This is a genomic window from Sphingobium sufflavum (assembly GCF_021403115.1).
Lineage (GTDB): Bacteria > Pseudomonadota > Alphaproteobacteria > Sphingomonadales > Sphingomonadaceae > Sphingobium > Sphingobium sufflavum.
Genome location: NZ_JAJSSH010000005.1, coordinates 130,628 through 153,498 on the forward strand (window position 1 = coordinate 130,628; position 22,871 = coordinate 153,498).

Below are 22,871 nucleotides of genomic sequence, written 5' to 3' on the forward strand. Positions count from 1 at the left end.
CGTCAAACGTGCGGCTCCACCACCGGGTCATGCACCAGTCCCATTGTCATGCCGGAGCGTTAGCAGAGGCGAGGCCCGCTTCCAATGGCCGCGTCCAATGCCTGCTTGCCGGGGCCGCCCGCGCCCTTTATTGCGCCCCTCATGACCTATCGCATGCCTGCCGAATGGGCGCTTCATGACTGGCTCTGGATCGGTTTTCCGGGCGATCCCGCCGAATGGCCGCAGGGCCTTGCCGAGGCGCAGGCCCAGGTGGCGGCCTTTGCCCGCGCCGTCCACGCCGACGGCCGGGGCGAATCCGTCCGCCTCGTCGCCCGGACGGAGGGGGACGCCGCCCATGCCCGCCCCCTTGCCGGCCCCGGCATCGACGTGATCGTCGAACCTTTTGGCGACATATGGCTGCGCGACACCGGCCCTATCGGCACGCTGTCGGGCGCCCATCGCGCGCTGGCGGGATTCGGCTTCAACGGCTGGGGCGGCAAATATGACATGCCGGGCGACCAGGACATTGGCACCCGCCTCGCCGCCAGCACCCCCCTGCCCTTTCGCCAGCAGCCCTGGGTGTGCGAGGGCGGCGCGCTGGACACGGACGGCACCGGCCTGTTCGTGACGACGGAGCAATGCCTGCTGAACCCCAATCGCAATCCGTCGCTGGACCGGGGACAGATCACCACCCTGCTGACCGGCGCGCTGGGCCTGTCGGACATGCTGTGGCTGGGCGATGGCCTGCTCAACGATCATACCGACGGCCATGTCGACAATCTGGCCCGCTTCGTCGCGCCCGGCGTGCTGGCCGTGCCGCAGGCGACGACGCCCGACGACCCCAACACCGCCATCTATGACGATGCCGCCGCCCGCGCGGCCGCCCATGGGGTGGAGGTGGCGCGCCTGCCCTCCGTCGGCCTCCACCGGATAGACGGGGATATCGTCCCCGCCAGCTATATGAACTTCCTGATCGGCAACGCCGCCGTGGTCGTCCCCCTCTATGGCGCGCCCAATGACGGTGCGGCGGTGGAGGCGTTGAAGCCCTTCTTCCCCGGCCGGGACGTGGTGGGCGTGCCCAGCTTCGCCCTGCTGCGCGGCGGCGGCAGCTTCCACTGTTGCAGCCAGCAAATGCCCTCCGCTTCATAGGTTTGCGCCCCATGTCGTCCGCCCCCACGAAAGTCACCGTCGCCGCCCTGCAACTTGCCTTTTCCGATGACGAGGCGGCCAATATCGCGCTGGTCGAGGATCATGTGCGCAAGGCGGCGGCGCGCGGCGCCAAGATCATCCTGCCGCCGGAACTGTTCGAAGGCCCTTATTTCTGCACGTCGCAGGACGAGGCCCTGTTCGTGAACGCGCGTCCCGTGGCCGAGCATCCCGCCGTCACCACCATGCAGGCGGTGGCAAAGGATCTGGGCATCTATATCCCCACCAGCTTCTTCGAACGGGACGGGCAGCAATATTATAACAGCCTCGCCATGATCGACGATCAGGGCGAGATCATGGGCGTCTATCGCAAGAGCCACATCCCTGACGGCCCCGGCTATCAGGAGAAATATTATTTCCGGCCGGGCAACAGCGGCTTCAAGGTGTGGCCGACCCGCTATGGCACCATCGGCGTCGGCATCTGCTGGGACCAATGGTATCCGGAGGCCGCGCGCGTGATGGCGCTGATGGGGGCGGAGATGCTCTTTTACCCCACCGCCATCGGCTCCGAACCCTATGACCCCGACCTCGACACCAGCCGCATGTGGCGGCGCGCGATGCAGGGCCATGCCGTGTCCAACTGCATGCCGGTGGTCGCCGCCAACCGCATCGGCGAGGAGGAAGGCGTATACGGATCCCAGAAATTCTACGGCCACAGTTTCATCACCGACCAGTGGGGCGACCTGCTGTCGGAGGTGGAAGACTGGCAGCATGGCGCGATCGTCGCCACGCTCGACCTGGAGCAGGCGCGCATGCACCGCGCCGGCATGGGCTTTTTCCGCGACCGCCGGCCCCAGCTTTATGGCCGGATCGCCGAAGACATCTGACGTCCCCGGCGATCAGTATCCTCAGCCGATCAGGAAATGCTCCATCTCGCCGCCCACCGTATAGGGCGCGAGCAGGGCGCGGAACTCCGCCATCTCCGGCGCTTTGGTAAAGGCGATATGGGCGTCCATATCCTCCCACTCGATCAGCAGGATGACCTTGGTGGGATTTTCCAGTCCGGGACCAAAGCTGACCGCATTAGCGCCGGGCAGCGCGCGCAGCAACGGCCCCGCCTTGTCCGCCAGCACGCCCAGAAATTCGTCCACCAGCCCGTCTCTGATGTGCAGATAGGATCGTTCGACCAGCATTTGCATCCTCCCTTTATCGCGATGGCCACTATGGGGGTGGCCTCGAACCATGACCCCCATGAAGGGCTTTGCGCCATGCTATCCCCGGCGATAGGACGCACGCCACACCGCCGCCTTGACAATGGCGGACAAAACACAGCCGCCCGGCCAGGAACGGCATCGGGCAGAGGGGGGCTGCATCCGGTGGGAAGACAGGCTACCGCGTCGCCAGACTCCACGGGACGCAGATATGACCGACGACGACGACACCCTCTCCCTCAGCCGACCGCAACGGCGTCTGCTGCGGCGCATCTACAATGGCCGCACCATTCCCATCATCGCGGATGGCAGGCCCTTCCTGACCTACAAGGACGCCGCCCGTTACCTGCAATCGCTGACCGTGGACGCGCGCGACGCCGCCTATGACGAGATGAAGGCCTTTGCGAAGGCGGAAGGCGACAAGGCATAGCGCCCGCCAGCCTGCCACGCCGCGCGCCCAAAAAACTGGCGTCCGCCCCTGTCCCCTTTTAAGGATGCGCCCCCATGGGACATTCCGGCAAGCAGCGCCTGCGCAAACCGAAAAAACAACTCTACGCCATCGGCATCGGTTCCAACCAGCCATTGTCCCGGCGGCTGGGACCACGGGCCATCGTGATGGCCGCGCTGCTGGAACTGGACCGCAAGCCGCTGAAGGTCAGGGCGCTCGGCCCCATCATCCGGTCTCGCCCGCTCGGCCCCAGCACCCGCGACTATGCCAACAGCGCGGCGGTGATCGCCACCCGCCTGTCCCCGGCGGCGCTGCTCGACCATCTTCAGGCGCTGGAAGCGCAATTCGGCCGCCGCCGCCGCCGCCGCTGGGGCGCGCGCACGCTCGACCTCGACATATTGCTGTGGGAGGGTGGCCCTGTCCGCTCCCCCCGCCTCGCAATCCCGCACCCCGGCCTCGCCGCCCGCGCCTTCGTGCTGGAACCGCTGCGCGCCATCGCTCCGGGCTGGCGCGATCCGGCCAGTGGGCTGCGCATCGCGCACCTCGCCGCCCGCAATGCGCGCGCCCGACGAACGGAGCATGGCAAAGCCGGTTGACCATGGCCGGTCACGCCGGTAGGGACGGCGCCTCACGGCATGCACCGCAGGCCGCAAGGGGGTCCATAGCTCAGTCGGTAGAGCAACTGACTTTTAATCAGTAGGTCGCTGGTTCGAACCCAGCTGGACTCACCATATCACTTGGAAAAGCACAGGTCAGGCGGCCCCGCCCTCCCCATGGCTCGCCCGATTCGGCAAGGATGCACGCCTTCCCTACGGCCTCCGATCGCCCTGCCCGCCGCCGCGCACGCCCGATGCTGCAACGATTATCCCTGAAAGCTGTCGTTCCGCCTCATTATGGCATACGGTCCGTCAAACCCGCCGCATAGGCCGGGCAAAATCGAAGGTTGCACATACCGATCATGAAATTTCCTCGCCTGCCGGGCCTGACCGGATATGACCTTGCCGTCGATCTGGGCACTGTGAACACGCTGGTCCATGTGGGGGGCAAGGGCATCGTGCTCAACGAACCCTCCGTCATCGCCATCGAACTGCGCAACGGCGTCCGCAAGATCAAGGCGGTCGGCGACGAGGCGAAGCTGATGCTGGGCAAGACGCCGGAGGGCGTCCGCGCCATCCGCCCGCTGCGCGACGGCGTGATCGCCGACATCGACATTGCCGAGCAGATGATCCGCCACTTCGTCGAAAAGGCGCTGGGCGGGGTCGGCCTGCGCCATCGCGCCAACAAGATCGTGCTGGCCGTGCCGTCCGGTGCGACCATGGTGGAGCGGCGCGCAATCCGCGACGCCACGGCAGCGGCGGGCGCATCCGAAGTCCATCTGATCGAGGAACCGATGGCCGCCGCGATCGGCGCGGGCCTGCCGGTGAAGGAGCCGGTCGGCGCGCTGGTGGTCGACATCGGCGGCGGCACTACGGAGGTCGCCGTGCTGTCGCTGCGCGGCCTCGCCTATAGCGGGTCGGTGCGCGTGGGCGGCGACAAGATGGACGAGGCGATCATGGCCCATATCCGTCGCCACCATAACCTGATGATCGGCGAAATCACGGCGGAGCGGGTCAAGCATGTCATCGGCCGCGCCACCCGGCCGGATGATGCGGGTGAGCGTATGACCGTCAAGGGCCGCGACCTGATGACCGGCCGCCCCAGCGAGATAGAGATTACCGAGGCGCAGATTGCCGAAGCCCTGCGCGAATCCGTGGCGCAGATCGTCGGCGCGGTGATGAACGCGCTGGAGCAGACCCCGCCCGAACTGTCGGCGGACATCATCGACGAGGGAATCACCCTGACCGGTGGCGGCGCGCTGCTGGGGCGGCTGGGCGAAGCGCTGCATGATGCGACCGGCCTGCATGTGAAGATCGCCGACAATCCGCTGATCTGCGTCGCGTTGGGCGCGGGTACGGCGCTGGATGACGAGAGTTTTGCGGGTGTGCTGACGCGGGCTTGATCCGAGAGTGGGGGAACAGGGGTTAGCGACGGGTTGGCCTGTCGCTCCATCCCACCCGACCCGCGCACTGGGTTTCCCTCGCGCCTTGCATAGGGAAGCCGCCCGCGCAAAAGCGCCCTACCCGCGCAGCGCCACCAGCGCAGCGGCGGCCGCCAGATAAAATTCCCCGACGTCGATCAGGGACAGCCGGGTGACCTCGATCCGCTCCCCCACGCCCGCGCGCAGCAGGGGCAGGCCGGCGGGCGGTTCCCCTGTCGTCCGGCACCCGGCACCTGACCCGCCACCCTCTGTCCCAACGCCCTGCGTCCAGCCCCCCGCCGTCCAGCCTAAAGTCAGATAGGCCGCATCCGGCCCGTCGCCGCGCTTCACCAGCCCGTCGCAATGGACCATGCAGTCGCGGCTGCGCCCCAATGCCCGCAACCGGTCATGGTCCGGGCTGGCCAGTCCGCGCCGTCCGCGCAGCCCACGTATCTTGTTCGCCGTATTATGCTCGCGCCGGATCGCCCCCATGTCGGCGGCGGAGCGGGCCATGGTGCGCCCCACCTCATCCGCCAGCAGGTTCAGGAAACGGTCCAGTTCGCGCAGGCTGTTACCGATCACCTTGGCGCGATAGGGGCCTGTCACGGTCGTGCCCATGCCGCCGCCCGGTGCTTGGCACCCGCTGGCGACGAACAGGGCGCCCCGCCGCACCGTCGCTAGCCGCACCGCGAACGGCTCGCTCACCGCCGCTGCCCCGTTCCGGGCAAGGCTGGGGTGCAGTCCGATGGACAAGGGGGACAGCGATGCCGGAATAGGGAAGCTCCCGTCTGCGAGGATGAGCCTCTGCCACGGCTGTAGGGAGAACGCATCGCCCGGTCGAGCCATTCCGCCCGGCCACGGCATGGTACTGCAACCGCCTCAGTCGCGGGCCTCGGCGATCAGCACTTCGGCCAGCGCATGCGGGCGGGTCATCATGCCCTGATGCCCGGCGTCGATGCGAATGACCCGGTCGGCGTGGAAACGCTCCGCGAAACGCTCCTGCCACGCTGCGGGCAGCGCCTGATCCTGCAACAATATCACATAGCTGGTCGGCACCGTGGCGAGATGGTCGTAGGACCAGTCGCGCGCCAGATAGGAACTTGTCGGCCAGACATCCCCATCCAGCCGCGCCAGCAACGCCACCGTCTCCCCCTCGTCCATGTCGTTGCAGAACATCGGCCTGTACCGCTCGTCACGGGTCGATGTGGCGGGATCGACCGGCCAGCCGACCTGATCCGCATGTTGCCCCTGTACCCCCTTGCCGATCATCTCAGGCACGGTCACGCCGGGCAATGGGGAGGAGCAGCTGACATAGACCAGCCGCCGAAACAGGCCGGGCCGCGCCGCCGCCAGTTTCGGCATCACCGTGCCCGCCTGCGAATGGCCCACCAGGACGATGTCGCGCAGGCCCGTCGCCTCGATATCGGCCAGCAGTTCCGCTACGATCCCGTCGAAATCCAGCGCGCTGGTATCCCGCCCGCGCTTGGTCCCGCACCCCGGCACGTCCAGCGCCCTCAACGCACCGCCATCCTCGCCCGATTGCAGGCGCAGCGCGTTGATCAGCCGGTCCCATACCCAGCCGCCCTGCCCGCCACCGTGCAGGAACATGAAATTCGCGCCCATTGCAGCCCTCTCCCGATCCCGTGTCTCTGTCTCATGCCCCTATCACGCCCCTTGGACGGCATCCATGCCGGGGTGCCTATGCGGTGGACTGTCCGAACGGGGCCAGTTACGACATGACTGGCCAGAATGGCGCGCGCACCGCGCGGTTCCGGCAGGACGGGCGAGCGACCGGATGATAGCCCATCGCGATTGAGAGAAGAGCAGGAGAGCCGAATGTCATCGACAAAAGCACGGGTCGCCGTGGTCACGGGGGCCAGCAGCGGCATCGGCAAGCAGGTGGCCCTGGCATTGGCGGCGCAGGGCTGGCGCGTGATCGGCACCGGCCGTGACCCCGCCCGCTCGACTCTCGCGGAGGCGGAAGTGCGCGCGGCCTCGCCCGGCGGCGCGGGCGTCCTGCTGCGCGCCGACCTGTCGCTGATGGCGCAGGCGGAGCGGCTGGCGCAGGATATTGCCGGGCTGACCGACCATGTCGACCTGCTGGTCAACAATGCCGGCGGCATGACAGACAGGCTGGTGATGACGGCGGAGGGGCTGGAGCAGAATTTCGCGGGCAACCATCTCGGCCCCTTCCTCCTCACCGACCGGCTGCTGCCCCTGTTGCGCGCCGCCGCCGCGGGCAAGCCGCATGGCACCGTCCGCATCCTCAACACCGCGTCGGACGCCAGCGAGATGGTGCCCGCCATCAATCTGGACGATCTCCAGAATCTGGAGAACTGGAGCACGGGCCTGGCCTATTGCACCGGCAAGCTGGCCAATGTCCTGTTCACGCGCGGCTTGGCGGATCGGCTGGCGGCCGACGGCATCGTCGCCCATGCCGTGCACCCCGGCCCGGTGGATTCCAACTTCTTCACCTATGCCCCCACCGACACGCAGGAGCGGACGCGCGACATCCAGAAGTTCACCGAAGTCGAGGGCGCCGACACGCTGGTCTGGCTCGCCGATGCCCCGGAAGCGGCCCAAACCAGCGGCGCCTACTGGTTCCAGCGGCAGGTCCGCCCGCCGAATCCGCTGACCGAAGACAAGGCGGTCGTGGAGCGATTCTGGGCTGAGTCGCAGCGCCTCGTCGCCCACACCGGCCGATAAAGAGCGCATTTCGGCGGCGGTAAGCATAAAAAACCACCAAATGAAGGCATTTAGGGGCGTCTGGGTGATGGACGTTCCCGCAAAGGCACGCTAGCCAAGCCGCCTCATCAATTAAAGGAAGCCTGATCTTATGAACAACAGCGATCTTGCCGACAGCCTGGCTGCTGCCCATGGCCTGACCAAGACCGATGCCCGCAAGCTGGTTGACGGCGTTTTCACCGCCATCGCCGACGCGGCTGCAAAGGGTGAGGAAATCTCGCTGAACGGTTTCGGCAAGTTCAAGGTCAAGGACACGCCCGCTCGTGAAGGCCGCAACCCGGCCACCGGCGCGACGATCCAGATCGCAGCCTCCAAGAAGCTCGGTTTCACGCCTGCGAAGGCCGTGAAGGACAAGCTGAACGGCTGATGGGGACACCGGCCATTGTCGGAGGCTACCAGGCTTCCCGGCAATGGCCTGCCCCTTTCGGACACATAATACGACTTGTCTCGGTGGCCCTGTGACGGTTCCTTCCGAACAGCGCCCCGAACAGCCTGCCTGACGGCACAGCCCGTATGAGGCCTCCCGGCCCGACGCCGGACATGGGGAACGCCCTGCCGCCCGCGCTGGCCCTGCCGCCTGCGCTCCTTCTCGCGGATCAATAACCCCTAACACCGCGCCTGGCGAACTCCAGGGTGACTTTGCCTTGAATCGTCATGGAGAGCGCAGCGGAGCAAACCCCATGAGCGCTGCAATAGATGGTTGGGCGTCGCCCGCCTGCGGCTCACCACGCTCGCCATGACGAGGTGGGTCAATCTAACGTCATCACGCTCTAGACCCTGCCTTAGACCCGGTTCGCCTTCCGCCGCGATTCCCGCTGACGCTTTTTCTCCAGCAGCGCCCGGCTCGCCTCGTCCACCACCACGCTGTCCGCCATGGCCGCCCCGCGTTGCCCGATGGGCCGGTCCGGCCCGACGGTCGAGTCCACCATCGTCTGCCGTTCCATCTCCGCATTGACCTCCGCGCCGATCAGCACGGCATAGGCGGACAGGAACAGCCACATCAGGAAGATGACGACCGCCGCCAGCGATCCATAGGTCGCGTTATAATCGGATATGTCGGACACATAGAATCCGAAGCCCGCCGTAATCGCCACCCACAACAGGGTCGACAGCACCGACCCCACCGACAGCCACCGCCATTTCGCCGCCCGCCGGTCCGGCGCGTAGCGGAAGAAGATGGCGAAGGTGAAGCTGACCAGCGCCCCGGCAAACGCCCATGTGGCGAGTTGGATCAGCAGCGCCGTGCCCGTCCCCAGCCAGGGCGCGAGAAAATTGCTGACATAGGTGAAGACGGAAATGGACAGCACCCCGACCAGCGCAACCCCCACCATGCCGATGGTGATGAGCGCCGCGACCGCCGTGGTGCGAAAGACACTGCGCGTTTCCGGCTCCTCGTTGATGATGTTCAGCGCCGCGATCATCGCCGTCGCCGCCCGCATCGCGCCATACAGCGCGACGAAGATCGCCAGCAGCAGGCCAAAGCCCTGCGCCGTCTTGCTGCTGGTCACGATGGCCAGCAACTGGTCGCGCAGGATCGTCAGCACCTCCGACGGCGCCAGCCCTTTCAGCAGGTCGATGCTCTGCGCCACCGTCTGCGGATCGCCGACCAGCCCATAGAGCAGCACGATGGACGCGATCAGCGGCACGAACGCCAGAAAGGCGTAAAAAGCCACCCCCGCCGCCAGCAGGCTGAGGTTATGGAAGCCCGTCATCACATAGACGCGTTTGACGATGGCCCACCATGCGGCGCGGGGCAGCGCCAGCGGGCTGCTCCCCATCGCACCGGGCACCGTCTCCGCCACGGCGTCCAAGGTGGCGGGGGCGACCGCTGCGCCCTCCATCGGTCCATCCTGCGGATCAGTCATCAGGGCACAGCCGCATTGGAAATCTCCCGCTCCGCCCGTGCGGCGGCGTCCGCCCCGCTGATCTGATTGGCGAGCTCCCGCTCGATGCTGTTGGCCGATCCCTTCAATGTCGCCGTCTGCTCCTCATACCGCTTTTCGAAACTGGGCGTACGGTCGCAGGCCGCCAGCAGGCAGAACGGGATCATCAACGGAAGGAGGGCGGAACGTGGCGGCATGGTTCGTCAATAATCCTTGCGATAGCGCAGGTTCACGCTCTGGCCGCCAAAGCTGCCCGACGAACTCAGCAGCGACAACGCCTTCGACAGGGCGATCTCCAACTGGGTCTGCGTGTAGCCGCGCGTATCGGTCACGATCTCCACATAGACATCCTTGGTGATATACTGCCCGACCGCCACGGATGTTCCCCGCCCGGTCTTCTCGTCCGCGCCCAGCACGCGCAGCCGGTCGATGCCCGTAGAGCTTTGCAGCACGCCCAGCGGGTTGAGGCCACCCTTGCCCCCACGCAGGCTGTTGAGCGAGGACGCCAGCTGCACCGCCTGTATCGCGGACAGCTCGCCCACCGAACTGCCGAACAGGATGCGCGCCATCAGTTCATCCTGCGGCAGACTGGGCGTGGAGGAGAAGACGATCTGCGGATCGCCGGCCGACCCGGTGATGGTGATGGCGATCGTCACATCCTCCACATCGCCCGACGCGACAATGCGAATGTCCGGGTTGAACATGTCGCCGCCGTTGAAGCGGATGCGCCCCTCCGACAGGGTGAAGCTCTTGCCCGCAAAGCCCAGCGTGCCGCGCACCAGATCGACGCCGCCGGTGATGACCGGCGCGCCGCTGGTCCCGCCCATATGGATGTCGGCCGCCCATTCGGACTCCAGCCCCATACCGCTGACATAGATTTTGTTCGGCGCCACCACGTCCAGGTCGAGCGCCCAGTTCGACGGCAGGCTGCTGATCGGTTCCGGCGCGCCGGAAATACGCTCACGCCCCGGCACCGGCTTACGCCGCACCCCGGTCAGCGTCGCGACCTCCGCACTGCCCTGCCGCACGATCTTGTACCGGGTTTCGGGCAGGGTGATGCGTCCGCTGACCGTCGCGGGCTGGTTGGGGCCGTTGACCACCTTGATCTGTCCCGTCACCTGCGCCGCCAAATCCTGCCCGCTCGCCATTTGCGCCCGGTCCATGTCGAGGCCCAGTTGCAACGGAAAGCCCTGCTCCGCGCTCAACGACACGAACCCCTTGGCGCTGACCGTGCCAGCACCCGCCCGCGCGGTCAGGCTCTCCACCTGCAAGCGGTCGTTGGTGAAGCGGCCCTGCACCTTCATGTCGGTCAATCGCGTGCCATAGGCGGCATTTTCGTAGATCAGATTGTTGGCCCGCACCACGCCCGTCAGTTGCGGCGCGGCCAGCCTACCGGAAAAATCCGCCGCAACGCCGACCGCCCCCTTCAAACTCTGGTCGGGCAGCGCCGCCAGCGAGAAGAGCGTGTCCGCCGGGCCGTTATAGCGGAGGCCTCCCGACAGGGGGGCCGCCATCAGCCGCGTCATCCATGGTCCCGATCCGGGCGGCAACGGCTTCAGATCCACCTGCATCCGCCCGATGGCCGCCCCGCGCCGCCGGATAATCGCCCGCGCATTGCCGCCATCGGGCAACAGGCGCCCGACGAGGTGAATATCCACCGGCTGCGAGACGGAGGCGAGGCTGGTCCGCGTGAAGCGGGTAATCGTCATCCGCGCATCCGCGCTGGGGAAGGCAGACGGCGCCGCTTGTGCGAAATCCAGGCTGCCCGTCGCCACCCCGCCCAGGCCCAGGCCCGGCATGAAGGGGTTGAGCAGCGCCAGATTGACGGCGTTCAGGCGGCTCTGCACCTCCATCCCCCGGCCATAGCGCCCCGCAAGCTGGATCGCGCCCTGCCCCGTCTTGCCGCTGGCCGTGGTGATCGTCGCGGGCAACAGCGTATAGCCGCCCTTCTCCGGTATCACCCGCATCGGCCCCTTGGTGGCGAGGTCGATGCCGTTGAAGCGCCCGTTCAGCGCCAGCCGCCACAGTTTCGGCTGCAACAGCGCATTGGCGGCCATGCGGAAGGGATAGCGGGTGCGCCCCTCGACCAGCAGCTTCGCCTGCCCGTTGCCGCCGCGATAATTCACATTCGCCCGCGCCCCCGCGATGGTCAGTTCGCCCATCCGCACGCCCGCCGCCTGCACGTCCGCGACGATCTGCGGCTGGTCATAGAGGATGACGTCCGCGTCCACGATGGCCCGATCCGCCCGGAAACCGACCGTGCCCGGCAGGCTGGCGTCGCGCGCCGTCGCCTTCACCACCGCGCGCTGCTTGCCAGAGAAAGCCGACAGCATCACCTGCCCGTCGATCCCGGAACCATGGGCGTTGAGCGTCCCGCTGAACGGCCCCGCGCCCGTCTGCACGATGCGCCCGACCATGCCGACACCCGCGAAATCCGTGCCCGGCTTTACGTCCACGACCAGCGCACGGCCCAGCGCAACCGCCACATTGGCGTTGAACGGGCCATAGTCGCTGTCGCCGCGGCCCTTGACCGCATAGACATTGTTGGCGCCGGTGATCGTGGCGACCACATTGGCCAGCCCGATGCCCATGCCGGGCCGCGCCGCCGCGATGCGCGCCACAGGCCGCGCCACCGTGCCGGTCACATCGACACCCAGCGGCCCATATTGGTCACTGCTGCCCCGCCCGGTAAAGCGGATCGCCCCGTCGCTGCGATAGCTGCCCCGTCCCCCGCTCATGCGGAAGGACGGCGCGGCGACGTTTAGCCGATCGATGCTCGCCACGCCATTGCTGTCATAGCCGACATCCGCCACGATCAGCGCATTGCCGCCCAGAAAGCCCTTGATCCCATCGTTGAGCAACCGCGTCGAGCGCGCCGTCACCCGCCCGCCCAGCTTGAAATAGCCGTTCGCCCCGGTCTTGAGGTCCATGTTGGTCGACAGGTTGAAGATGCCGACGCTCTCCACCTGATAGCCATTGACCTGCCCGTTCAGCGCGCCGGTATAAAGCGCCGTGTTCATATCCGCGACGATCACCGCCGTCGCGTCGATCCGGTCGGACCGGATCTTCATATTGTCCGACAGCAGGCGACCCTTGGCATAGGCAAAATCGCCGTTCAGCCGGACGTTGGTCAGCAGCGGCGCGACGCTCTCTATCCCCGTGATGCGCGCCGCGCGCCCATCGACCGGAATACGCCACTGGTCCTTGTCCAGCGCCGCACTGCCCGAAACCGCCAGCCCCTGAACCACCGTCCCGCTGAACCCGATGGACTGGGCGTTGACGGCATAGGTCACGTTAGGGGCAACAAAACTGCCGTTCAGCGTCGCCACCGCCGCAATCGCATTACCGGTCAGGTTCTGCGCGATCACGCTGGGTTTCAGCAGGCGGAAATCCAGCTTCAGGTCGCGCAGGCTGCTCTGGCCTAGGTCGACCAGCCCCTGCGCGTTGAAGGTGAAATTGTCGCTCGCGACGCCGCCGGAAATCTGCACGCGCCGGTCCTGCGCCCGCCCTTTCAGGTCGATCTTCGTCACCGGCTCCAGCATGTTGCGGCCGGGTCCGGTCAGGAACAGGCCGGGCCGCGTATCGCCCTTGACCGCGAACGCCCCGTGGCGCGCCGCGATCGCGACGTCGGCCAGCCGGTCGGCACCGACGGACCCGCTCAGCCGCCCGTTCCATGCAGCCCAGTCACCCTTGCCGGTCAGCGCCACGTCCATCGGCTGCGCGATGCCGCTGAACCCCGCGACCAGTCCCTTCGCCGGGGCGTTGACCTTGAGGTCGATGTCCAGCCGGTTCGCCTCCGGCACCGCGTCGAGCACCAGCGCCAGCCGGTCCCCGCCCGCCACGCCCGGTCCCACGAGCGCCCGGCCATCGGCCCGCACCTGCGCCCGCCGGTCGGCGATATGCACCTGCCCCGACAGGCTGACGAGGTGACGCTGACCCGTGACCGGCGGGTCTATGGCCAGCCGCCCGATCTCCAGCCGGTTCACGTCAATGTCGAGGTCGGGCAGCAGCGGCCCCTCGCTCGGCGGCACCGCCTTGAACAATGGCGTCCGATACAGCCGCGCCTCCGGTATCACCAGCGAGCGTATGTCGAGATGATTGCGGGCATAGGAGAGTGGCCGCCAATCGAGGTCGACCCCCGGCGCGGTCAGGAACACGCCCTTGGTATCGCGGATCGCCAGCCCCCTGATCCGCATCGCGCCGAATATCGACCCTTCGATCCTGTCGATCCCGATGGTCATGCCATTGTCGAACGACAGCCCCGCGACCTGCCGCGCCACGAAGCCGCGCCCATTGTCGGTGCCCAGCCAGAGATAGACGCCCGCCACCACGACCAGCAGGAAAGCGATCACGCCCGCGATGCCGATGGCGATCCGTCGTCCCCAGTGCGCGCGCGGTGCGGGCGTGGTTTCCACCGGCGCCGGGACCATGTCCTGTTCCTCGCCCGCCATCAAAAGGCCTGCCCGATGGAGATATAGACCGACACGCGCGATTCCCCCGCTTGCCGGTTGATCGGCGTTGCCACATCCAGCCGCATCGGCCCGAAATTGGTGTAGAAGCGCCCGCCCACACCCACGCCATAGCGCAGGTTGCTGAACGTCGGCGCGCTGCCGGTATAGACTTGCCCGGCGTCCAGGAACCCGACCACGCCATAATTGCCGAAGCGATAGCGGACCTCCGCCGCCGCCTCGACCAGGCTGCGCCCGCCGATGGGCCGCGCATCGGGATCTTTCGGTCCCAATTCCTGATAGCCAAAGCCGCGCACCGATCCGCCGCCACCGGCATAGAAGCGCCGCGACGGTGCGATCTGTTCGCGCGCCGCGCCGCTGATCGTGCCGACCCGCGCCCGGCCCGCCAGCACGATGCCGTCGGACACGGGGTAATAGCCCGTCGCCTCGAACAGGCCGCGCCCATAAATCTGCCCGCCGCTGCCCAGCGAGCCCTCCGGCGCGACCTTGGCCGACAGGCGGAAACCCTTGGTCGGGTCGAGCAGCGAGTTGGACGTGTCGAACTTCACCTCACCCGGCAGCGACAGCACATAGAAGGTCCGCCGACGCCGCAAACCCGCCGCGAAATCATAATCCTGCTCATTGGTGCCGAGCAACTCGAACCCGTAATTATAGGTCCATCTCTTCTGCCAGATTGGCGTGCTGTCATAGGAGATGCGCCCGTACAGACGGCCCGTAAACGCCTCAAACGCATCGAAACGGCTGTGCAGCGCATTGACGCCGAACTCCACCGTCCGGTCGCGCCTGCCCGCGTTGGAACGGCGGAAGGTGACGCCCGCGCCCTGCTCCTGCGTGCCCGCCGTCAGGCTGCCGATCAGCGCGCCCTCGTCCGGGAACAGGTTGCGGTGGGTCCAGCTTCCCTCCAGCTTGAAGCCTTCGCCCGTGCCATAGCCTGCCTGCCCGGCCAGCGTGCGCGCCGGACCGGCCTCCTGCTTGACCAGCAGATTGGCATAATCAGTGCCCGCCACGCCGTCGGTGCCCACCGCCGTCCCGGTCGCCTGCGGCTCGATGGCGATGACGGAGAACAGGCCCGTCGCCACCAGCGCCTGCCGCAGGTCGTCGACCTTGCGGCTGTCGTACAATTCGCCCTTCCTGAACCGGGCGATGGTCGCGACATGTTTCGCGCCGAAAACCGGTTTCTTGCCGGTCGGCACGATGTCGCCAAAGCTGCTGCGCGGTCCCGTCGCCACGGGCAGGGTGTAATCCCCCGTGCGCGTCGCCGCATCGAGCAGGATGTCACGCTGCCCGACCTTGGCAAAGGGATAGCCATTCTGCGGCAGCACCACCGCCACATTCGCCTCCGCCGACAGGATGCGCTCCGCCACGATCGGCTCGCCCGGTTTGGGCACGAAAGCGCGGGTGATGAGGTCGCCCGGCACCACCGGCCCCGCATCGAACGCGACCGTGCCCAGCGCATAGCGCGGCCCCGCGACCGTATCGAGGATGACGGTGATCGCGTCCTTGCTCCCCTCCTCCGGCAATTGCAGGCTGGGGCTGACCGTCGCGTCGAAATAGCCCTGCCCCGACAATATGTCGGTCAGCAGCTTGGCATCCTCCGTCATGCGCGCGTTGATCATCGCGCCATTGGCCGCCTTGCCGTCGCCATCCTCCAGCGCGGACAGGTCGCCGAACAGGCCCAATATGTCGCCACCGTCGATGGGCGACACCGCGCTGGCGTCGGACAGCGTGTCCAGCCCCTCCACCCGATAGCGATAGGTGGTGGTCGTGGTCGTCGGCCTCTCCTCCGCCTCGGTGTAGCGGCTCTCGTCGAACGGCTCCACGTCGAAGCCCGCCAGCGGGACCAGCGGCGCGTCGATCTCCGGGTCGTTCACCGGCGCATCGGCCAGCGTCTCGGTCGCCGTGCCATCCTGCCCGGCTGGGATGGCCGCCACCCCGGTGCGCGAATCCTTCGCTTTTGTCTCGCTATCCAGCTTGCGTTGCTGCGCCTGCCAGTCGGCGACCGATCCCATGGGGGCGTTCGGGTCGGTATCGATGGCGGGAATGGCCGCGTCGAACTCCGCATCGGGAATGATCGGGCTATTATCGACCGGGACGGCATCGACCGGGGCAGCCGTGGATGGATTCGCGACCGGCGCGGGCGCGACGCCGGCTTTCTCCTGCGCATGAACAGGCCAGGCGACGGCAATCGCCGACCCCGCACAGCATAGCAAAAGCATATGTCGCTTGCCCCGCGACCCAGACCCGAACTGCCCGGCAGAACCCAAAACCAAGCAATACCCCCTTGCGGCGCGGAACCCTGTCACCCGGCTGGATCGATCCTCCGGTTATGATGCGCCGGGGTGGGTAACGCATGAGCGACGCGCAGGTTTCGCGACGTTCACACCGGATGCAGGATTATGTCCGCCACCCTGCAATCAAACCCTATATCTTCGCGCCTATATCTTCGCAGCGTAAATCAGCCGCCCCGGCCCCAGCAGGTCCAGCACCTGCCCGATCAGGTGCGGCGCGACCACGAAGCATCCCTCGCTGCGCCCCACCTTGCCCCATGCTGCGATATGGTCCTCGCTGACATAGGGTGCGCCATGCACGACGATGGCGCGCATATCCGCGTTGTCGTTCGTGGGGTCCAGCCCGACCAGCCGCATCGACGCGCCATGCACGCCGACATAGCGTTCCCCGGTCAGGAACGCCCCTTCGCACGTCGCCAGCGATCCCGGCTCGTTGGAAAAGCTCTGGAGGAAACCGCTATGCTCCGGGTCCGACCCACGGCCATGCGCGACCAGATAGCTGATCGTCTGCCCGCCGTTCAGGTCGACGATATGGAAACGATGCTCCTTCGACCCCTTGCTGAAGTCCGCCAGCGCCACCCGATCGCGCAGCACCAGCCGGTCCTTGTGCGTGTCCAGCGCGGCGCGCGCCCGGTCCAGCAAGGGGCCGAGTTCCGCGCGCGTCGCAATCCCCGGCAGGGCGGCGGATGGCACGACCGGCGCGGGCGCCGCTGGAGGAGTCGGCGGTGGCGGCGGGACGACCGGCATCAGCCCGGCCTTTCTGGCCCCCAGCGTGGAGGAGGATGTGGCCGCCATACCCAGAACGGACAGGCCATATCGCACGAAATCGCGGCGTTTCATGGTGTTAATGTGGGGCGCGGCCGACACAAATCCAGTGGCGGCGCTTATCGCGGCGTGCCGCTCGCTAGGGGCGGCTGCGCATCCTCGTCGGGCAGGCGGCTGGTCATGCCGGTCGCCTCGGCATCGTCCTGCATTTGCTGCTGCTCGCTGATTTCGGGCGGCGCCACCTTGTTTTCCACCGGCTTGGCGCTGTTATCCTCTTCCGGCAGGACGACGGACGGCGGCGGCGCGTCCGTCACATTCTCGACCTCGTTCACCACGATGTCATTCTCAACCGGCGTTTCCTCCGGCTTCTTGCCACAGGCCGACAGGGCGAGCAGCGCGGCAAACGCGCCGAGCGGATAGCGGATACGCATGGGTCTTCAGTCCTTCGAGGCAATAGTCGGCGCGGCGGCCTGTCCGGGAGCCGGGGCCAGCGCGCGATTGGTGGAGGCGTCGATCTTGTCGGCCAGCAGCTTGTCCCAGCCATAGGGATCATCGCGGAAGTTCAGCGTACCATTGGCGCTGGCAAAGGCGGTCCAGTAGAGCAGATAGACGCTGACCGGCTTGGGCAGCGACACGCGCTGCGTCTTGCCCGTGTCGATCAGATCCTGCACCGTCGCGCTCGCCAGCGCGGGCGATCCCTCCAGCATCCGGTCGGCCAGCGGCACCGGCCGCTCCAGCCGGATGCAACCATGGCTCGCCAGCCGGTCATAGCTGGAGAATTTCGCGCGCGACGGCGTGTCGTGCAGATAGACGGCAAAGGGATTGTCGAAGTCGAACTTCAACCGGCCCAGCGCGCTGCCCGGCCCGGCGGGCTGCACGATGCGCTCGCCGCCATCGGGCGTCTTGACGATCTTGTACCCCTGCCGCGCCAGCGCCGCCCGCCCCTTGGGCCACAGTTCCTTCTTGGCGATGGACGTGGGCACGTTCCATGGCGGATTGACGACGATGCTGTGGATGGTGGAGGTCAGCATCGGCGTCTCATTGCCCACGCTGCCGGTCACGCCGCGCATCGTCATCGCGACCTTGTCACCCTCGAACACGCTCACCACGGCGGCGGCGATATTCACCTGCACCCGGTCGACGGGCAGTTCGGCGGGCAGCCAGCGCCACCGCTCCATATTCGCCATGATCGCGGCCACCCGGTCGCGCACCGGCACGTTCAGCGCCGCCAGCGTCCGCGCGCCCAGCGTGCCCGTCGGCTCCAGCCCATAGCGGCGCTGCGCCCGCTGGATCGCGGCGGACAGCGGCTCGCCCGCCGACACCGCATCATCCTCCAGCTTCAGCCGGGCGCGGACATCCGCCGCCGGGGACTGCGCGGTCAGCGCCTTCCACCCGCCCGCATCGCGGATCTTCTCATATTTGGCGAGGCCGACGCGCAGGCCGTCATAGCCCGCCCAGCGCGGGGTCAGGCTGTTGGTCCATTGCGGCAGCCGGTCGGCGCGCACCGCCTCCGTAAAGCCGGGCAGCGGGTCGAACGCCGCCGGGCGCAGCGCCCATACCTGGAGAAAGTCGGCGGTATCCACACGGCCACGGCGCAACGCCGTCGCCCGATCGAGCGCCGCGCGCACCAGCGCATCGCCGGACAGGCCAGCATAGCTTTTCATCGTCCCGCTGGTCAGCCCCTGCCGCGCGCCATCGGCCAGCCAGCCGCGCAGCAGCACGGCCTGCGATTCGCTCACCCTGGGCAGCGGCTGCGGCGGCACGACCGGCAACGGCGGCGCCACGGCGGGCGGCGCGACCGGCACGCCGGGCGCAGGCGCGGGCAGGATCGATTCCGGCTGCGCGAACAGCGGGGATGACGCCAGCATCGCGGATGCAAGCGCCGAAGTCAGGGCGATGGAGTGGGAACGAAATGCCATTGGCCCCTCTCTACCGGCCGTTGGCCCCACGTTCAAACCCTGTTTGCCCCTTCCAACATATTGTAACGTTTCGGGGCCGCGCCGCCGTGCGCTCTTCGCGGTTGCATCCGCCCCGCCCCCTGCCGTAGGGCGCTTGCCACGTCATATCGCCTGTCAATCATGGGGAATCACATGTCCAAGCCCATCAAGCTCACCCTGTCCGAGGACGAGGTCGAAATTCTCGTCGACGCCCTCGAAACGGACATGGAGGGCTATCTGGAGTCCGCGAAGGAAGCTCGCGGCAACAACAATCGCGAGGATGTGAAGACCTTCACCGAAGCCGCCGAGCGTATCCAGGCCGTGATGAGCAAGTTGCAGGCGCTGCTGCCCGACGCCTGACCGGGGCGGGCGACGCATCGCCCGTCTTTCGCTCCGTTCGTCCTGAGCCTGTCGAAGGATCACTCTTGCCTGGAGCGTTTTTCAGGCAGGTGGAATCACCGGCTGACCCAGAAAACGCGCAAAACCAAAGACGTAGAGCAGCCGGTCCGACGCAATCGGATCGGAAACGGCTCTATGAGGGTCGGTGCCAGAGGAAGAGCAGCCCTTCGATCGAGCCACCGCCGCCGGTCAAACCCGCCCCAGCCGCATCGTGATCGGCCACTCGACCGGCCGCAGCCGCGCCGCATCGCCCCACAGTCGCGCCATATCCTCGCCGAAGCGGCTGACGACAACCCCCTGCCCCGCCTCCTCCACCCGGCGCAGCGCGGACCATGTGGACACATAGCCCATAAACGCCGCCAGGTCCCATGCGCGGCGGATCGTCATCGCAGGCCACGCCAGTTCGGCAAAGGGAAACTCGATCCCGGCATAGCCACTCTCGACCAGCCGTCGTTCCGGCGGCCAGTATCCGCCGATTTCCTCCCAGTAAAATTGCCCGAAACGCGCCGCTATCTCCCCATCGAAGACCGGCACGCCATAGCTGACCAGCGCCACCACCGCCCCCGGCGCGGCCACCCGCCGCACCTCGGCATAGAAGCGCGACAGGTCGAACCAGTGCGCCGCCTGCGCCGCCGTCACCAGCGACGCGCATCCATCCGCCAGCCCCAGCGCCTCGGCGGGCGCGCAGGCATAGCGCACTCCGGCATGGGGCGCGGCATGGGCGATCTGGTCCGCGCTGGAGTCCAGCCCGACAACAGCCTCGAAATGCGCCGCCAGTTGCGCGGTAAACTGCCCGTTGCCGCAGCCCACATCGACCGCCAGCGCCCTGTCCGGCGCGGCCCCGGCCAGAAAGGCGGGCAGTTCGTCGGGATAGGTCGGGCGATAGCGGGCATAGCTTTCCCCGCCGGATGCGAACCAGTTTCGCGGGGCGGGCGATGCCGGGGGCGGTGTCTCGATCGTCATGCCCCCTTATCAGGACGGCCTTCTGCATACGCAACTCTTTGGCGGCGGAGAACAATGCAGGCCGCGCGATCCGCGCGCCGGCCTTATCCCGGCCGCATCCCGATCCGATCAGGCGTTCCTGCGTCAGCCGCCGAGCCGAAACCCTCACCCCAATGGCGGAACGAAACGATCGCGCTTGTTCAGGAACGGCCGGATGTAGGAAATATCCTCCGGCCCCCGCGCCACCACGCCATTGTCGTTGATCCCCGGCACGGCGGTCAGCGGATTGTCGAGCGCGGGCTGCACGATGGACCATTCGATCACCGTGTTGCGCGCCGCCACCCGCCATTCGCCGTCCCGTCGCTCGAACCGGTCGATATAGCGCCCCGCCGCCAGCAGATTGGTGTCGTCGGGGTTGGCCGCGATATAGAGATAATAGGTCTCCGTATGCGCCGTGTCGCCGTCCAGCTCGCAATGATGGTTCAGCAGACTGTGCAGCGTGCCCTTGTGCATCATCGCCTGCAATTGGGCGGACCAGTCATACAGTTCGTCCGCCGTGCCCACGAACGGCCCCGCTGCGATGATCGCGTCGGGGTGAAAGGCCGACAGGAACAGCGACTTGTCGAACCGGTCCGTGCCGCGCTGCATCCGCGTCAGGCAGTCATAAATGCCCTGCCGGTCCAGCAGCGCGTCGATCCGCGCGTCCCGGTCGCGATCATGCGCCACGATAATTGACCTCCGCAATCGGCTTCCAGATCGGGTCGCCACGCGATGCGCGGGCCGACGCGATAACCGCGCCATCGACATCGGTCAGGCCATAGTCCTGCGCCAGTTCGGCGGTGATATATTCCGCGCCCGACCGCTTCATGATGTCCGGGTCGGCGGCCAGCGCGGCGACGACGCGACCCGGATGCTCCACCGTGCTGCCCTGCATGCTGGTGATCGACTTGGTCATCTTGTCGCCCATCTTGGCCAGATTGTCCTGCGCCTTCTCGGTCAGGGTCAGGCCCTGCCACAGGGTCAGCGACGCGACATTGTGCGGCTCCAGCTCGATGGCGAAGTCGCGCGCCATGCGGTCCACCGCCGACTTGGACGTGCCGAATATTGTGCCATAGGTATAGGTCACGGCCGCAAAGCCGGAAATGGCGACGATCAGGCCCGACTTTTGCGGCGCCATGATCTGCGCCGCATGCCAGGCCGCGACATAGTTGGACCGCACGCCCACGTCCCACATCTCCAGATTGGACAGCGGCTTTTCCCAGAACCCCTTCGGCTCCAGCAGGTCGTCGGACAGGGTGAAGGCATTGTTGACGAGGATGTCGAGCCGACCCTGCTCCGCCTTCACCTTTGCAAACAACGCCGCGACCGCCGCATCGTCGCCATGGTCGCAGGCGACGGCGATGCCCGATCCGCCCTCGGCCTTGCCACGCTCGCTACACTCGGCGGCGGTTTCGCCCACCGTGCCGGGCAGATAATAATCGCCGGGATTGACCGTGCGCCCGGTCACATAGACGGTCGCGCCCTGCTCCGCCAGGACCAGCGCGATGCCCCGGCCGATGCCCCGGCTCGATCCCGTGACGACGGCTACCTTGCCTGTAAGCGATCCCATCCCGATGTCCTGTCTTGTTCAAATCCGGTGAGTCGCGCACCCTATGGCATCCGCGCGCGTACCGCCATCTGGTGCCAGAGCGTCGCCGGACGGGACTTGACCTTTTCGGACAAATTGCCGCGCCCTGGCGCGCTTTCCAAGCCGGTAGAATCCCCTGCGAACTCGGAAAACGCGCCAAACCAATAATGCAGAGCAGCCGGTCCGATGCGATCGGATCGGAAACGGCTCTAGCGCACGTTCAGCCCCAGTTCGCCCAGCAACTGCCCGGCCTGCTCGCGGGAGATCGTCGCCCCGCGAAACAGCGCCGCATCGACCAGCCGCAAACCGCCAAGGTCCGCCCCGCGCAAATCCGCGCCCTCGAACCGGCATCCTACCATATGCGCGTCGCGCAGGCTGCAATCCTCGAACACCGCATGGCGAAAATCGCTTTTCCGCACGTCCGCCTGCCCGAAATCCACCTTGCGCAGCACCTGCTTCAGAAAGCTCTGGCTGGGCAGCCGGGCGTTGATGAGCAATGTCTCCTCATACCGGGCGTGCAGCATCCGCGCCTCCGACAGGTCGGCCCCGGTCAGCTTGCATCCGGTAAAGACGGCGGCGTTCAGGATCGCCCGGCGGAACAGGCCATTGTTGAAATCGCAGGCGGTGAACAGCGCGTCGGTCAGGTCCGCCGCCGAAAAATCGGCGAAGGCCCCGCGGCACCCCTGCCACTTCACCCCCTCCAGCCGCGCGGCCTTGAAATTGGCCCGGCGGAAGGAGCAACGCTCGAACGTCCAGCCCCACAGGTCGAGGTCGGACAAGTCCACCTCGTCGCCGTCGCACTCCACCAGATGGCGCGGTCCCGGCTGCGCGGCCAGCGCCTGCACCGCCGCACGGGTCAGCGCTTGCCCACGCACCATGGAGTCAGGAGCGGCGGGGTCAGGGGCGGCGGGGTCAGGGGCGGGCGGATCGGCAACAGGGCGCGCGGCAAACAGATCGTCGGTCATGCCCCCTCATAGCCGGGGGGACGATGGCTGCCTATCGCTTCGACCCGTCA

The 22,871-nt window shown here is 67.1% G+C and carries 22 protein-coding genes and 1 tRNA gene; 9 read left to right on the forward strand and 14 right to left on the reverse strand.

Going from position 1 to position 22,871, the window contains the following annotated elements:
* The first annotated feature begins 141 nt into the window (after positions 1-141).
* Both LWE61_RS09705 and aguB read left to right on the forward strand, forming a co-directional pair.
* Entirely contained in the window at positions 142-1,128 is a 987-nt protein-coding gene (locus LWE61_RS09705; protein WP_234149858.1) for an agmatine deiminase family protein, read from the forward strand.
* An 11-nt stretch (positions 1,129-1,139) separates the two neighbouring features.
* Positions 1,140-2,012 carry an N-carbamoylputrescine amidase gene (gene aguB / locus LWE61_RS09710; protein WP_234149859.1) on the forward strand — a complete coding sequence of 291 codons (873 nt, stop codon included), beginning with the start codon at positions 1,140-1,142 and terminating at the stop codon, positions 2,010-2,012.
* 21 nt (positions 2,013-2,033) lie between these two features.
* Here aguB and LWE61_RS09715 read toward each other — a convergent pair whose 3' ends face one another.
* A complete protein-coding gene (locus LWE61_RS09715; protein ID WP_234149860.1) occupies positions 2,034-2,318 on the reverse strand; it encodes an antibiotic biosynthesis monooxygenase family protein in 285 nt (94 codons plus the stop codon).
* A gap of 229 nt (positions 2,319-2,547) precedes the next feature.
* Between LWE61_RS09715 and LWE61_RS09720 the strand changes: the two genes are divergently transcribed.
* From LWE61_RS09720 to LWE61_RS09735, 4 genes are all read left to right on the forward strand, one after another.
* Entirely contained in the window at positions 2,548-2,766 is a 219-nt protein-coding gene (locus tag LWE61_RS09720; RefSeq protein WP_234149861.1) for a hypothetical protein, read from the forward strand.
* A 74-nt stretch (positions 2,767-2,840) separates the two neighbouring features.
* Entirely contained in the window at positions 2,841-3,380 is a 540-nt protein-coding gene (folK, locus tag LWE61_RS09725; RefSeq protein ID WP_234149862.1) for a 2-amino-4-hydroxy-6-hydroxymethyldihydropteridine diphosphokinase, read from the forward strand.
* A gap of 59 nt (positions 3,381-3,439) precedes the next feature.
* Positions 3,440-3,515 (forward strand) — tRNA-Lys (locus LWE61_RS09730).
* A gap of 227 nt (positions 3,516-3,742) precedes the next feature.
* Entirely contained in the window at positions 3,743-4,783 is a 1,041-nt protein-coding gene (locus tag LWE61_RS09735; protein ID WP_234149863.1) for a rod shape-determining protein, read from the forward strand.
* A gap of 117 nt (positions 4,784-4,900) precedes the next feature.
* On the opposite strand, the gene LWE61_RS09740 is transcribed toward LWE61_RS09735, so the two are convergent.
* Together LWE61_RS09740 and LWE61_RS09745 are read right to left on the reverse strand one after the other, a co-directional pair.
* Positions 4,901-5,506, reverse strand: a complete 606-nt coding sequence (locus tag LWE61_RS09740) for a hypothetical protein (RefSeq protein WP_234149864.1) — start codon at positions 5,504-5,506, stop codon at positions 4,901-4,903.
* 174 nt (positions 5,507-5,680) lie between these two features.
* Complete coding sequence (locus LWE61_RS09745) at positions 5,681-6,424, reverse strand: alpha/beta fold hydrolase (protein WP_234149865.1); 744 nt, start codon at positions 6,422-6,424, stop codon at positions 5,681-5,683.
* A 213-nt stretch (positions 6,425-6,637) separates the two neighbouring features.
* Here LWE61_RS09745 and LWE61_RS09750 point away from each other — a divergent pair, with 213 nt between their 5' ends.
* Together LWE61_RS09750 and LWE61_RS09755 are read left to right on the forward strand one after the other, a co-directional pair.
* Complete coding sequence (locus LWE61_RS09750; protein ID WP_234149866.1) at positions 6,638-7,507, forward strand: SDR family NAD(P)-dependent oxidoreductase; 870 nt, start codon at positions 6,638-6,640, stop codon at positions 7,505-7,507.
* A 130-nt stretch (positions 7,508-7,637) separates the two neighbouring features.
* The gene (locus LWE61_RS09755; RefSeq protein WP_234149867.1) at positions 7,638-7,913 is read left to right on the forward strand and encodes an HU family DNA-binding protein; all 276 of its coding nucleotides are present in this window, start codon (positions 7,638-7,640) and stop codon (positions 7,911-7,913) included.
* Positions 7,914-8,328: 415 nt separating this feature from the next.
* Here the strand turns inward: LWE61_RS09755 and LWE61_RS09760 are convergent, their stop codons facing one another.
* From LWE61_RS09760 to LWE61_RS09790, 7 genes are all read right to left on the reverse strand, one after another.
* Positions 8,329-9,411: a YihY/virulence factor BrkB family protein gene (locus LWE61_RS09760; protein WP_234149868.1), complete on the reverse strand. Its 1,083-nt coding sequence runs from the start codon at positions 9,409-9,411 to the stop codon at positions 8,329-8,331.
* Positions 9,411-9,626 (reverse strand): hypothetical protein, encoded by a 216-nt coding sequence (locus LWE61_RS09765; protein WP_234149869.1) that lies wholly within the window; start codon positions 9,624-9,626, stop codon positions 9,411-9,413. Before LWE61_RS09765 ends, LWE61_RS09760 begins: the two co-directional genes overlap by 1 nt.
* A gap of 6 nt (positions 9,627-9,632) precedes the next feature.
* On the reverse strand, positions 9,633-13,859 hold the full coding sequence (locus LWE61_RS09770) for a translocation/assembly module TamB domain-containing protein (RefSeq protein WP_234149870.1): 4,227 nt from the start codon (positions 13,857-13,859) through the stop codon (positions 9,633-9,635).
* Between the two features lie 20 nt (positions 13,860-13,879).
* Complete coding sequence (locus LWE61_RS09775) at positions 13,880-16,114, reverse strand: autotransporter assembly complex protein TamA (RefSeq protein WP_234149871.1); 2,235 nt, start codon at positions 16,112-16,114, stop codon at positions 13,880-13,882.
* A gap of 219 nt (positions 16,115-16,333) precedes the next feature.
* On the reverse strand, positions 16,334-17,026 hold the full coding sequence (locus LWE61_RS09780; protein WP_234149872.1) for a murein L,D-transpeptidase catalytic domain family protein: 693 nt from the start codon (positions 17,024-17,026) through the stop codon (positions 16,334-16,336).
* A gap of 44 nt (positions 17,027-17,070) precedes the next feature.
* Positions 17,071-17,382 carry a hypothetical protein gene (locus LWE61_RS09785; protein WP_234149873.1) on the reverse strand — a complete coding sequence of 104 codons (312 nt, stop codon included), beginning with the start codon at positions 17,380-17,382 and terminating at the stop codon, positions 17,071-17,073.
* Positions 17,383-17,388: 6 nt separating this feature from the next.
* On the reverse strand, positions 17,389-18,870 hold the full coding sequence (locus LWE61_RS09790; RefSeq protein ID WP_234149874.1) for a L,D-transpeptidase family protein: 1,482 nt from the start codon (positions 18,868-18,870) through the stop codon (positions 17,389-17,391).
* Positions 18,871-19,041: 171 nt separating this feature from the next.
* On the opposite strand from LWE61_RS09790, the gene LWE61_RS09795 reads away from it, so the two are divergent.
* Entirely contained in the window at positions 19,042-19,248 is a 207-nt protein-coding gene (locus LWE61_RS09795; protein ID WP_234149875.1) for a hypothetical protein, read from the forward strand.
* Positions 19,249-19,476: 228 nt separating this feature from the next.
* On the opposite strand, the gene LWE61_RS09800 is transcribed toward LWE61_RS09795, so the two are convergent.
* The 4 genes from LWE61_RS09800 to LWE61_RS09815 all read right to left on the reverse strand — a co-directional run bounded on the left by LWE61_RS09800 (position 19,477) and on the right by LWE61_RS09815 (position 22,821).
* Positions 19,477-20,250 (reverse strand): class I SAM-dependent methyltransferase, encoded by a 774-nt coding sequence (locus tag LWE61_RS09800; RefSeq protein ID WP_234149876.1) that lies wholly within the window; start codon positions 20,248-20,250, stop codon positions 19,477-19,479.
* A 144-nt stretch (positions 20,251-20,394) separates the two neighbouring features.
* On the reverse strand, positions 20,395-20,955 hold the full coding sequence (locus LWE61_RS09805) for a nuclear transport factor 2 family protein (protein WP_234149877.1): 561 nt from the start codon (positions 20,953-20,955) through the stop codon (positions 20,395-20,397).
* The gene (locus tag LWE61_RS09810) at positions 20,945-21,838 is read right to left on the reverse strand and encodes an SDR family NAD(P)-dependent oxidoreductase (RefSeq protein ID WP_234149878.1); all 894 of its coding nucleotides are present in this window, start codon (positions 21,836-21,838) and stop codon (positions 20,945-20,947) included. Before LWE61_RS09810 ends, LWE61_RS09805 begins: the two co-directional genes overlap by 11 nt.
* Before the next feature lie 227 nt (positions 21,839-22,065).
* Complete coding sequence (locus tag LWE61_RS09815) at positions 22,066-22,821, reverse strand: pentapeptide repeat-containing protein (protein ID WP_407696221.1); 756 nt, start codon at positions 22,819-22,821, stop codon at positions 22,066-22,068.
* Between the last annotated feature and the right edge of the window lie 50 nt (positions 22,822-22,871).